Origin of the sequence: Campylobacter sp. CFSAN093227, from assembly GCF_012897855.1 — a bacterium.
Classification (GTDB): domain Bacteria; phylum Campylobacterota; class Campylobacteria; order Campylobacterales; family Campylobacteraceae; genus Campylobacter_D; species Campylobacter_D jejuni.
On sequence record NZ_CP040610.1, the window covers coordinates 190,115 to 203,160 of the forward strand.

Sequence of the window (13,046 nt, forward strand, 5' to 3'; positions counted from 1 at the left end):
TTATTTAATAAAATAATCTCCATCAAAACTGATTAAAGAATATTTTCTTTCATCGCCTATGCTTTGAGTTAGCTCTTCTATGCTTAAAAAACTTAGCGTATCAGCTTCTACATATTCACGCACTTCTTCAGCATTTTTATTTGCGCTGATAAGTTCTTCAAAAGTTGGAGTATCTATACCATAAGTATCAGGAAATTTGATCTCAGGACAAGCTATGGCAAGATGGATTTTACTCGCTCCTGCAGCACGAAGTAAGGAAATTATTTTTTTAGAAGTAGTGCCACGCACCAAGCTATCATCAATGACTACAATTTCTTTGCCTTCTAAAACTTTACGCATAGGATTAAGCTTTAATTTTACTTTTAAATTTCTAAGCTCTTGAGTTGGCTCTATAAAAGTTCTTCCTACATAATGATTTCTTACTATTGCCATTTCAAGAGGGATTTGTAAATATTGAGCAAAACCTATAGCTGCACTTACTCCACTATCTGGCACAGGCACGACAAAGTCTGCTTTATAAGCAAATTTTTTAGCTAAAGCTTCGCCCATTTTTTTACGCACTTCATACACGCTTTTACCTTCTACTATGCTATCAGGTCTAGCAAAATAAATGTATTCAAAAGCGCAAATTCTAGGAGTTTGAGAAAAAAGTTCTATGCTTTCAAATTTATCATTTCCCTGAGTAAAAATAAGCATTTCCCCTGGTTTAACATCACGAATAAATTCAGCCTCTATAAGATCAAAAGCACAAGTTTCACTAGCAACTATATAGCCTCCATCTTTTAAACGCCCTAAAGACAAAGGACGCACCCCATGAGGATCTCTTACAATATAAAGCTTATCTTTGCTTGCTAAAACAAAACAATAAGCTCCTATACATTCTTTTAAACTCTCAATAAATCTATCTTTTAGACTTTCTTGCTTACTTCTTGCGATAAGATGAACAACATTTTCTGTGTCCATATTGGTTTGAAAAATAGCCCCATCTTGAATAAGTCTTGATCTTACTTCTTCTTTATTGACTAAATTTCCATTATGCGCTAAAGCAATATCACCTAAAACCGAAGTGGCTGCTATGGGTTGGGCATCGTTTAAACTTGAATTTCCTGCTGTAGAATAGCGATTATGCCCTATGGCGATTTCACCTTCTAAAGTTTTTAAATTATCGGGATTAAAAATTTGACTCACTTCACCTTTAGCTTTAATAGTCTTAATATTTTTACCATTACTCACACTAATACCACTTGCCTCTTGCCCACGGTGTTGCATAGCAAAAAGCGCATAATACGCATAAGTACTAGCATTTTTTGAATTAATAACTCCTACAACTGCACACATTTTAAATTCCTAAAAAATCATTGATTGAATACATTTTTGCTTCTTGCTTACTAAGCCAAATAGCGATTTTAATCGCACCTTTAGCAAAAGTCGCCCTTGAAGTAGCGGTATGATTAAGTTCTAAAAATTCTCCATCTTCATAAAAACCTACTGTATGACGTCCTACTATATCGCCACCCCTTAAACTCATCACGGCAATTTCATCTTTGCTTCTTTCACCTATAATGCCATCTCTTCCACTTACTCTTACTTTTTCAAGTTCTAAATTTCTAGCTTTTGCTACACTTTGAGCTAAAGTCATAGCTGTACCACTTGGTGCATCTTTTTTATGGCGATGATGCATTTCTAAAATTTCTATATCAAAATTTCTTAGCATTTGACTGGCTTTACTAGCAAGATAGTTTAAAACCGCAACACCTAAAGACATATTGGTCGCATAAAAAATCGGCATCACTTCACTAGCACTTTGCATCAAATGTAAAATTTTCTCATCAAGCCCTGTTGTACCTATTACCAAAGGTTTAGGTATAGTTCTTGCATAATTTAAAAGCTCATGAGTTCCACTTGGGGAAGAAAAATCAATAATCACATCGCTTTTTTCAAAAAGCTCTCCTAAATTTCCACCCTTATCATAAAGTATCGAAATTTGTGCTTGTGTTTCGCTTTTTAAACATTCTTCAATCTGTTTTCCCATTCGTCCTTTAGCGCCATAAATTCCTATTTTAATCATCTTTTTCCTTGAAAATAAAATATTGATTTTAGCATTTATTTTGTAAATTTTAAATAATAAAATTAAGCTTTATGGTTTTTTAATTTATATAAATTATCTAACAATTTTGCTTCTTCTCCTAAGCCCTTGCTATGATAAAATTTTAAATTTTTACTAAGATATTTTTGCTCTACCCAGCCACCAAAATCATGTGGATAAAGATAGTTTTGTTTTTCTTGATGATTGTTGTTAAGATAATTAGGTATTTCTAAAGCTTCATTATTTTTTACATAGTTTAAAGCTTCATTGATAGCTTTGTAGCTTGCATTAGATTTGATTGTGCTTGCTAAATAAACTACGCATTGGGCTAGGATAATTCTTGCTTCAGGATAACCTATATTTTTAACAGCCTCTAGAGTCGAAACCGCTAAATTTAAAGCATTTGGATCGGCATTTCCGATATCTTCACTTGAAAAAATCACCAAACGCCTAGCGATAAAATCCGCACTTTCTCCTGCATCAATAAGTCTTGCAAGATAATAAATAGCTGCATCAACGTCACTTCCGCGTAAACTTTTTATCATTGCACTTGCTAAAATATAATGTGTATCTTTTGAGCTAACACCTTCACTATTTATGGTGTTGCGAAGTTTTTTAAGATTTTCAAGACTGATATGTTTTTCATTTAAAACCAAGACAAATTCAAGCAAATTTAGCATAGCTCTTGCATCAGCACTTTTCAGTAGAAAATCTTTAGCTTCTTTATCAATACTAAATTTCATTTTTTCTTGTACACGCAAGAGTAAAGTTTCAAGTTCCTTTACCCCTAAAGATTTAAATTCAAAAAGCATGGAACGACTTCTTATACCAGAACTTAAAACAAAATAGGGATTTTCAGTGCTTGCGCCGATTAAAATTAAACGGTAATTTTCCATAGGAATTAAAAGCATTTCTTGTTGGGTTTTGCTAAGGCGGTGAATTTCATCAATAAAAATTAAAGGCTTATAAAGACTATTTTTATAATTATCTAAAATTTTTCTTAGTTCTTCGAGTTTAAAATTTCCTCCATCAAATTCATAAAAATCTAAGCCAAATTCTTTGGCTACAACTCTAGCAAAAGTTGTTTTTCCAGAACCTGCCGTTCCAAAAAAAATACTATGAGGAAGTTTTTGTAAAGCAGTAAATTTTTTGAAAATTTCTATAAGCTCATATTGTCCTAAAATATCATCAAAATTTTCAGGGCGAAAGGTCAAAGCTAGGCTCATTAATTTAAATCCATATTTGAAAATTCACTACCATTAATTTTTAGTTGAGGATTGGCTAAGCTATCATAAGATAAATTTAGAAAAAAGTTATTATTTTCTTTTAAAAAATATTGATTTAAACCTCCATAATCTTTTGTCCAAGGAAAAATTTCATCAGGCTCATCTGAACTGATAACTTGTAATTTTGCTTGATAAGAGTTGTTAATATTTAAATTGCCTTGTAGACTGATATTTTGTTTATTTTTTTCAAGAATTAAATTTTGTATTTCTAGATCAAGATTTTTTTGAATAAAATGAGAGATATTGAAATTTGAGTTAAGAAATTTATTTATGGTTATATTAAATTTTGTTTTGTCAAAATTTAAATTCTGACCCAATAAAGATTTAAGATCAATATCAATTTCATTGGATTTTCCTTGTATGTTTAAGTTTATTGTTGAATTTTCTTCATTAAAATTTACTAGATTTTTGCTATAAAAAGAATTGATTTTATTGTTATCTAACACAAGATAATCAAAGTTGATTTGTTGTTGGCTTTTGCTAAATAAATTTAATTCATAAAATTGTACAGGATTGTTAAAAAATTGTTCGTAATTTAAATTTTGCAACACAAATTTAGTATAAAATTGAGAAAAATTAATCATATCAAAATGTATTTTAATGTTTTTAATTTCTAAATTTTTATTCATTAAAGCTTCAATATATCCGCCTTTTATGATGGTATCTCCACCTTCATTGCTTAAATTTATATCTTTAATATTTAGAAATATTTTAGAGTTGTTATCGTGTAATTTGAGAGTAAAAGTTCCTAATTTATTGTTTTTTAACACTTTATCTAAAAAATCAAAAGGATTTGTAAAATTTCCTTTTATAATTTTATTTAAGAAAAAATAATTATTAAATTTAAGGTTGATTTTGGTTGAAAGCTGTGTATGAGAGTGATTTAAAGTAAAACTTCCTTTAGAGGTTAAAAAACCTTTTTTGAAGTAAATATCTGTAATTGTATAATCAGGATTGCTGTTTTTAATAAATTTATTAAATAAAAGTTCGTTAGTGTATCCTATATAAAATATATGAATAATAAAACCTAATATAAAACAAAAAACAATAAAAATCCATTTTTTCATTATTTGCCTTAGATGAAAATATAAGTGTTATTTTATAAATTGCTTGTTAAAAAAGAGTTTAAATTTTTATTTAAGAGTAATGAAGTAGTTTGCCGAAGAATGATTTTTATAAATCCCTTGTTAAGGGATTTATATTAATAAGCTTTTTTATAACATTGAATTTCAATTTTTCTAGCTACTGGAATAGCCTGAGTATTTGGTGTAGCAGGTATTCCATAAGAAATTTTACTTTCTAAAAAATTTCCAACCTGTAAATCTTTAAAAGTTCCATCTTTATCTGTTCCAAAAATACCACAATCATCCATTTCTATTTCGGTATTTGGTAGAACTTTTATAGCCATTTGTCCGCCATAAATAGAGTCAATAAGCAAGGTTTTATTGTTATCATAAATTTGTGCAATAGTACCTTCAAGTTTTAGACTATCTGCAAAAAGCATTGAGCTAGCTAAAAGTGCTGATGCGAATAAAATACTTTTTTTCATAATTATTTCTCCTTAATGTAAAGTGATGACATTATAAAATTTTTAAGTGAAGTGAATGTGAAATTAAAAATTTTTGACTTTCATAAAATTAATACGCTTTAATTATTTTCAAAAAAAGCTTGTGGAAAAAGATATAAACCTTCATTAAAAGGAGCTTTGATTAGAGTATATTGAAGATGAAATGGGGTAATGGAGTTAATAGATTGTTCTAAAAAAAGTAGTGCAGTAAAAAGCATCTTTATCTGTACTTATGATAAATTTTCTGCCTAAATGTTCCAAAGCTTTAGCAACTATTTTTTGTTTGGTTTTTTCATCAAATTTTAATCTTTTAATAGCAATTTTATGACTCAGTTTTAAAAAATCATCCATAGAGCTTAAGATAACTTGGTCTTTAGCATTTTTGTCATCATCTGTTGTAGCATGTATGAGTATAGTTGGAGAAGTTTTAACTACCATAGCGATATGAGAATAAGGGCTTTGACTTAAATTTTCTATTAAAAAACTTTCACTTCCTATTCCTGCACGAAAGACAAGATCACCTATTTCAAGAAAAGGTAGATAGGGTTTTTTGATGATTTGATTTGAAGGATTGGAATTTATAAAGAAACCCAAAATTCCAATCAATAAAAATAAAATTAAGAAAAAATATAAAATTTTATTTAAGTAAAACAAGCTATTTTCTATCTTTTTTAGCAAGAAAAACATTGCTGCTTTGATTATTATCATTGTTAAATAACACTAAAACTCTGATTTTAGCAGAATCTTTATTGATTGTTTTTTCTTCAATTTGAATATTTTTAACACCACCCATTCTTTTTGCTTTGGCTGCATTTTTAGCAACAACTTGAGTGATTTTATCACTAACAAATGTTTTTTCTTCATCGCTTTTAGCTTCGCTAAGATCAATGTAACTCATAACAGATTTAGTATTACCACTGTAAAGATCTTTTGTAAAATTTTTAGCTAAATCTTCAGGATTTGAAGAACCGCAAGCCACTAAAAAAAGGCAACTAAAGCCAAGAAAGAAAGTTTAAAAAATTTCATTTTTTTCTTTTGATAGTATAAATTAAAATATTCATAATTATAGCAAAATAATTCAAAATTATTTTTTTATTCTTGTTTATAATGGTTACATTAGAAAATATATTTTTTTTAAAAAGCTATAAATTTAAACACATATAAGTTGGAGTTAAAATATCCTATTTTATTATCGAATAAAAATGATACAAAAGGATAGGATATGGAAATTTTTTTAGCTTTATTGGGTTTTTTCTCGTTAGGATTGATAGTTTGGCTTTTGCTAAAAGATTATACTACTCCAGCACTAGCTTTTATAAGTGTAAGTATTAGTGTAGCTTGTATTTTACTTATTCTTGAACGGCTTGGTTTTGGCGTGGGTGTAGCTTTAGGGGTTAAAGGAGGTGTTTTTGATATTAAAACATTGGTTGTTTTTATTAAAGATGGAGTCAAAAGCGTAACGGATACGGCAGCTTTGTTTGTTTTTTCTATACTCTTTTTTAGTGTTTTAAATGCAAGTGGTTTTTTTACTAAAATTTTAAATGCATTTTTATCAAAAATGAAAGCTAATATATATCAAGTTTGCATTCTTACTGTTTTTATTGCTGCTGCTGTACATTTAGATGGTTCGGGTGCTTCTACTTTTCTTATTGTAATACCTGCATTATTACCTATTTATGAGCGTTTAAGTATAAGAAAGACTTCAATGTTATTGATTATTACTTCAGCTATGGGGGTTATGAATGTTATTCCTTGGGGTGGTCCTACTTTAAGAGCGGCTACTAATATAGGAATGGATGCAAATTTGCTTTGGCACCATATTATACCTATTCAGATTGTAGGTTTAGTATTATCCCTTCTTTTGGCAATTTGGATTGCTAAGATAGAAATAAAAAGAGGCGCAGGCGCAGGTAACTTGTCGGGAATAAAATTAAATATAGAAAAAAGCGAGCACCATAATGAAAAATGGTTTTGGTTAAATTTACTTGTAACTATTGGGGTTATTGGGCTTTTAATTAGTGGTATTATTCCTAGTTATATTTGCTTTATGATAGGGCTTGTAATAATTTTACCGCTTAATTATCCTAATTTAAAAATAGCTAAAAAAGTTTTAGATCGTGCAAGTGCTGGTGCAATGCTTATGTATATTACTTTAATTGGTGCTGGGATATTAATAGGCGTATTTGATAAAAGTGGTATTATGGAGAAAATGGGTGTTTTGATTTTAAATTTCGTTCCAGATTATTTAGGTGCTTATATTCCTTTAATGGTAGGGATATTGGCTGTTCCAATGGCAATTATTTTTTGTACGGATTCTTATTTTTATGGAGTGATGCCTATAGTTTTGAGTGTAACTAAGGCTTTTGGTGCTGAACCTTTGACTATAGCTATTATCATGGTGATAGCAAGAAATTGTGCGACATTTATTTCTCCTGTTGTGCCTGCAACTTTGCTAGGTTGTGGTTTAGCAGAGGTTAATATTAGAGATCATATCAAAAGAAGCTTTTTTTATATATGGGGTATAAGTATTATTTGCTTGATTTTTGCTGAGGTAGCTGGGATAATATAATTAAAATAAAAGAACTTTTGATTTTTCAATGATTAGCTCATTGTTTTATGATATTTTTGAGTCAAAAATTTATAAAAATATAAGCGTTTTTTTGTATTATTTTATTTTACTTTAGAGAAAAATTATAAATTTAAACTTATAAGAATATTTTTTAAGTTGAAGGTAAATTTTAAAACGGAGAAATGATGTACAAAAAACAAAATTTACCAGAACTTACCTTAAGGGGTTTGATTTTGGGAAGTATTTTAACTATTATTTTTACAGCTTCAAATGTATATTTGGGGTTAAAAGTGGGACTTACTTTTTCATCATCAATTCCAGCTGTGGTCATCTCCATGGCGGTTTTGAGTCTTTTTAAGACTTCAAATATTTTAGAAAATAATATGGTTCAAACTCAAGCTTCAGCAGCAGGAACTTTATCATCAGTTATTTTTGTTATCCCAGGGCTTTTTATGTGTGGGTATTGGAGTGAATTTCCACTTTGGCAAACTTTTATGATATGTCTTTGTGGTGGCGGACTTGGAGTGCTTTTTACTATACCATTAAGAAGGACTATGGTGGTTGAAAGCAAGCTTGCTTATCCTGAAGGTAGAGCTGCAGCTGAAATTTTAAAAGTAGCCAATAAAGATCAGAGTAGTAAAAAAGGAAAACAAGGCATTAAAGAAATAGCATTAGGCTCTTTTATAGCTGCTATTTTTAGTTTGTTAAGCAATGGTTTCAAGCTCGCTGCAAGTGAGAGTAATTTTGCTTTTATTTGGAATAAAATGGCTTTTGGTTTTTCTATGGGATATTCTTTGGCACTTTTAGGGGCAGGTTATTTAGTTGGTTTAGCAGGTGCTATAGCTCTTTTTGTAGGTATGTTTTTAGCTTGGGGTATTTTTACTCCCTATCTTTCAAATTTTGAATTCGATAGTGCAAAAAATGCTGTAGATTTAGCTTCTAGTGTATGGAGTTCTAAAGTAAGGCTTATAGGAACAGGAGCTATTGCTATAGCAGCGCTTTGGACTTTAATAGAACTTTTAAAACCCGTTATTGAAGGTATTAAAGAAATTGTTAAAAATGTTAAAATTACTAATCAAGAAAAAAATGAAAGAACAAATATAGACCTTTCTTTAAAAAGTATTTTTATACTTTTTGTTTTAATGGTTGTGGGTTTATTTATTACTTTTTATAGTTTTGTTGAAGATGCTAACTTAAGTATTTATTATCAAATGCTATTTTCATTTGTTGGAACTTTAGTTTCTGTTTTAATAGGTTTTTTTGTTGCAGCAGCTTGCGGATATATGGCAGGACTTGTAGGATCTTCTTCTAGTCCTATTTCTGGAATCGGACTTATTGGTGTTATTATTTCTTCTATTGTTTTTTTGGTTTTAGGTGTGGAACTTTTTCAAGATCCTATGCTTTCTAAATTTGCAGTAGCATTAGCTATTTTTACTACTAGTGTTATTTTAGCTACAGCTGCTATTTCGAATGATAATTTACAAGATTTAAAGACAGGACATTTAGTCGGAGCTACTCCTTGGAAACAACAAGTTGCTTTACTTGTAGGCTGTGTTTTTGGTGCTTTGGCTATAGTTCCTGTTTTAAATTTGCTTTATCAAGCCTATGGTTTTGTCGGAGCAATGCCAAGAGAAGGTATGGATGCTTCATCAGCTTTAGCAGCACCGCAAGCAAATTTAATGAGCACTATCGCCCAAGGAATTTTTCATCACAATATAGAGTGGGGTTATATGGCTTTTGGTGTATTTGTAGGAATTTTAATGATTATTATAGATAAAATTTTAAGAAGAACACAGAAAATGTCTTTGCCGCCTTTAGCCGTTGGAATAGGTATTTACCTTCCCCCTGCTGTAAATATACCTTTAGTTATAGGCGGAATTTTAAAATATATTGTAATGCAACACTTGACTAAAAAATATGCAAAAAATTCTCATAAAGAAGAAAAACTTGCAAGTTGTGAGCAAAGAGGCACGCTTTTTGCTTCAGGGCTTATAGTGGGTGAAAGTATTTTTGGGGTAATTATCGCAGGAATTACTGTATTTTCAGTAAGTATGGGTGGTAGTGAAAATCCTTTAGCTTTAAATTTAGCAAATTTTCATGATAGTGAGCTTTTCGCACTTATCTTTTTTGTGGGAGTTGTATTATATTTCATTAAGCGTATTGTTAAAAAAGATGCTTAATTTTTGGGGTTAAAATCCTATTTAATCCATTCTGATATAATTTTTCTTTTGCAATTATCATTCAAGGATTAAAATGGAAAATTTATATGCTTTAATACTTGGAATTATAGAAGGTCTGACTGAGTTTTTACCTGTTTCTTCAACAGGACATATGATTTTAGGTACGACTATTTTAGGTATCGATATAGATGAGTTTTGGAAAAGCTTTTTGATTATCATCCAGCTTGGTTCTATTTTGGCGGTAATTTTTGTATTTTGGCGTAAATTGTTTCAAGGGCTTGATATTTGGTTAAAACTTGCAGTTGGATTTTTTCCTACCGGAGTTATAGGGCTTTTTGTGGCAAAATACTTAAATGCTTTATTTAATGGTTGGGTTGTGGTTGGAATGCTCATTTTTGGCGGTGTTGTGTTTATTCTTATAGAACTTGCACATAAAAATAAACAATATCGTATCAATTCTTTAGAAGAAATAAGTTTTAAACAAGCTTTTTGCATAGGTATTTTTCAATCTTTAGCCATGATTCCTGGTACTTCAAGAAGTGGAGCAAGTATTATTGGTGGACTTTTGCTAGGATTTAATAGAAAAGTTGCGGCTGAGTTTAGTTTTTTGCTTGCCATTCCAACGATGATTATCGCTACAGCTTATAGCATTTATAAAGAGCCTGAGCTTCTTAGCAATGCAAATTCTTTAATTCCTTTAGGCATAGGTTTTATCACTGCTTTTATTGTTGCAGTTTTAGTTATAAAATTTTTCTTAAAATTTATTTCTAAATTCGACTTTATCCCTTTTGGAATTTATCGTATTATTTTAGGATTTGTTTTCTTTTATTTGTATTATAGTGGGATTTTAAATGCTGGAAGTGAATTTAAGCTATAAATAAATATTAAATTTATTCTAAGATTTTTTTAAAAATAAGCTGAATTTCAAAAATAATTAAGTCTTAGAAAGTTAAAATTAGAACTTTATAAACACTCACAGGGTAAGTGAGCGACAAAGGGTTAAAAATATGGAAAAAGAAGTTATTGCGTATTTGGACAATGAGACAATAATTGACTCTCAAAGTGTGAAAAATACAAATTTAAAAGAAATTTATTTTGATAATTCTAAAGAAAGTTTAGAAGTAATCCGTCATTCTTGTGCGCATTTAATGGCACAGGCGATTAAGAGTTTGTATCCTGAGGCTAAATTTTTCGTTGGCCCTGTTATAGAAGATGGATTTTATTATGATTTTCGTGTGGAAAGTAAGATTGGCGAAGAAGATTTAGTAAAAATTGAAAAAAAGATGAAAGAACTTGCTGAAGCAAAGATTGAAATTTTAAAGTATGAAATCACAAAAAACGAAGCTTTGGCTAAATTTCAAAATGATGATTTAAAACAAGAAGTTTTATTGCGTATTCCTGATGGAGCTGTAAGTATTTATAAACAAGGTGAATTTGAAGATTTGTGTCGTGGTCCTCATGTGCCAAATACGAAATTTTTACGCTTTTTTAAACTCACTCGTGTTGCAGGAGCGTATTTGGGTGGCGATGAAAAAAGAGAAATGCTTACTCGAATTTATGGTACCGCTTTTGCAGATAAGGAAAGTTTAAAAGAGTATTTAACCATTATTGAAGAAGCTAAAAAACGCGATCATAGAAAGCTTGGAACAGAGCTTAAGCTTTTTACTTTTGATGATGAGATCGGAGGAGGTCTTCCTATTTGGTTGAGTAACGGTGCAAGACTTAGATCTAAACTTGAACATATGCTTTATAAGATCCATCGTTTACGTGGTTATGAGCCTGTGCGTGGGCCTGAACTTTTAAAAGCAGATGCATGGAAAATCAGTGGGCATTATGCAAACTATAAAGAAAATATGTATTTTACACAAATTGATGAACAAGAATATGGCATTAAGCCTATGAACTGTGTGGGACATATTAAAATTTATCAAAGTGATGTAAGAAGTTATCGTGATTTGCCTTTGAAATTTTTTGAATACGGCGTGGTACATCGTCATGAAAAAAGTGGCGTTTTGCATGGACTTTTTAGAGTGAGAGAATTCACTCAAGATGATGCACATATTTTTTGTATGCCAAGTCAGATTAAAGAGCAGGTTTTAGAAATTTTAGCTTTTGTGGATAATTTGATGAAATTATTTGATTTTAGCTATGAAATGGAAATTTCAACTAAACCTGAAAAAGCCATAGGTGATGATGAAATTTGGGAAATAGCGACTAAGGCTTTAAAAGAAGCTTTAGATGAACAAGGTTTAAAATACGGTATTGATGAAGGTGGCGGGGCTTTTTATGGGCCAAAGATTGATATTAAAATCACCGATGCTTTAAAAAGAAAGTGGCAATGTGGAACCATACAAGTAGATTTTAACCTGCCAAGTCGTTTTAAACTTGAATACACTGATAGTGATAATGAAAAAAAACAACCTGTAATGTTGCATCGTGCGATTTTAGGTTCTTTTGAAAGATTTATAGGAATTTTAACCGAGCATTGTGCGGGTGAGTTTCCGTTTTTTATCGCACCAACTGCGGTGGGTATAGTGCCAATAGGCGAAGCACATATTGCTTACGCAAAAGAAATTCAAAAAGAATTATTAGAGCTTAATATCGATAGCGAGGTGTATGAAAAAAATGAGAGCTTAAGTAAAAAAATTCGTATCGCTGAAAAGCAAAAATTACCTATGATTTTAGTTTTAGGCGATGATGAGGTGGTAAAGCGTAGCGTTGCTTTAAGAGATAGAAGAGCTAAAGAACAAAAAAATCTTAGCTTGGACGAATTTATTAAATTAGTTAAGGAGAAAATGAGTGAGGTACACTTTTGAGTAAAGAAAAAGAAGTATTGCTCAATGAAGAAATAAGAGCGGATGAAATCAGATGTGTTGGCGATGATGGCAAAGTTTATGGTATTATCAGTAGTGATGAAGCTTTAGAAATTGCAAATCGTTTAGGACTTGATCTTGTAATGATAGCTGCAGATGCTAAGCCACCTGTTTGCAAGATCATGGACTATGGTAAATTCCGTTATCAACAAGAGAAAAAACAAAAAGAAGCAAAGAAAAAACAAAAAGTGATTGATATAAAAGAAATCAAACTTTCTGTAAAAATTGCTCAAAATGATATTAATTACAAGGTAAAACATGCTTTAGAATTTTTAGAACAAGGTAAGCATGTGAGATTTCGTGTGTTCTTAAAAGGACGTGAAATGGCAACTCCTGAAGCAGGTGTAGCTTTGCTTGAAAAAATTTGGACTATGATAGAAAATGAAGCTAATCGTGACAAAGAGCCAAATTTTGAAGGTCGTTATGTAAATATGCTTGTAACTCCAAAAAAAGCTTAATCCACTTTTGTGGATAAGGCTTTTAAA

At 30.4% G+C, this 13,046-nt stretch carries 11 protein-coding genes and 1 pseudogene; 5 read left to right on the top strand and 7 right to left on the bottom strand.

All coding sequences use genetic code 11. The features are described 5' to 3' along the window. The 7 genes and pseudogenes from purF to FBF06_RS01005 form a co-directional block, all read right to left on the bottom strand. Entirely contained in the window at positions 1–1,338 is a 1,338-nt protein-coding gene (gene purF / locus FBF06_RS00975; RefSeq protein ID WP_002857257.1) for an amidophosphoribosyltransferase, read from the bottom strand. Position 1,339: 1 nt separating this feature from the next. Beyond that, the gene (dapB, locus tag FBF06_RS00980) at positions 1,340–2,068 is read right to left on the bottom strand and encodes a 4-hydroxy-tetrahydrodipicolinate reductase (protein ID WP_002860637.1); all 729 of its coding nucleotides are present in this window, start codon (positions 2,066–2,068) and stop codon (positions 1,340–1,342) included. Between the two features lie 62 nt (positions 2,069–2,130). After that, a complete protein-coding gene (locus tag FBF06_RS00985) occupies positions 2,131–3,312 on the bottom strand; it encodes an AAA family ATPase (protein ID WP_002860636.1) in 1,182 nt (393 codons plus the stop codon). Next, entirely contained in the window at positions 3,312–4,439 is a 1,128-nt protein-coding gene (locus FBF06_RS00990; protein ID WP_052796046.1) for a hypothetical protein, read from the bottom strand. Before FBF06_RS00990 ends, FBF06_RS00985 begins: the two co-directional genes overlap by 1 nt. 134 nt (positions 4,440–4,573) lie before the next feature. Further along, positions 4,574–4,921 carry a hypothetical protein gene (locus tag FBF06_RS00995; RefSeq protein ID WP_002867117.1) on the bottom strand — a complete coding sequence of 116 codons (348 nt, stop codon included), beginning with the start codon at positions 4,919–4,921 and terminating at the stop codon, positions 4,574–4,576. A 98-nt stretch (positions 4,922–5,019) separates the two neighbouring features. Continuing rightward, positions 5,020–5,593: pseudogene (locus FBF06_RS01000) on the bottom strand (YiiX/YebB-like N1pC/P60 family cysteine hydrolase). Between the two features lies 1 nt (position 5,594). Beyond that, a complete protein-coding gene (locus FBF06_RS01005; protein ID WP_052796047.1) occupies positions 5,595–5,918 on the bottom strand; it encodes a DUF4878 domain-containing protein in 324 nt (107 codons plus the stop codon). Between the two features lie 243 nt (positions 5,919–6,161). Between FBF06_RS01005 and FBF06_RS01010 the strand changes: the two genes are divergently transcribed. The 5 genes from FBF06_RS01010 to infC all read left to right on the top strand — a co-directional run bounded on the left by FBF06_RS01010 (position 6,162) and on the right by infC (position 13,019). Further along, complete coding sequence (locus FBF06_RS01010) at positions 6,162–7,508, top strand: SLC13 family permease (RefSeq protein ID WP_032586638.1); 1,347 nt, start codon at positions 6,162–6,164, stop codon at positions 7,506–7,508. A 182-nt stretch (positions 7,509–7,690) separates the two neighbouring features. After that, entirely contained in the window at positions 7,691–9,688 is a 1,998-nt protein-coding gene (locus FBF06_RS01015) for an oligopeptide transporter, OPT family (protein WP_074482883.1), read from the top strand. Positions 9,689–9,761: 73 nt separating this feature from the next. Next, the gene (locus FBF06_RS01020; protein ID WP_032592228.1) at positions 9,762–10,565 is read left to right on the top strand and encodes an undecaprenyl-diphosphate phosphatase; all 804 of its coding nucleotides are present in this window, start codon (positions 9,762–9,764) and stop codon (positions 10,563–10,565) included. A 130-nt stretch (positions 10,566–10,695) separates the two neighbouring features. Beyond that, positions 10,696–12,504, top strand: a complete 1,809-nt coding sequence (gene thrS, locus FBF06_RS01025) for a threonine--tRNA ligase (protein ID WP_032592230.1) — start codon at positions 10,696–10,698, stop codon at positions 12,502–12,504. Then, a complete protein-coding gene (gene infC / locus FBF06_RS01030; RefSeq protein ID WP_002851726.1) occupies positions 12,501–13,019 on the top strand; it encodes a translation initiation factor IF-3 in 519 nt (172 codons plus the stop codon). Before thrS ends, infC begins: the two co-directional genes overlap by 4 nt. Positions 13,020–13,046: the final 27 nt, after the last annotated feature.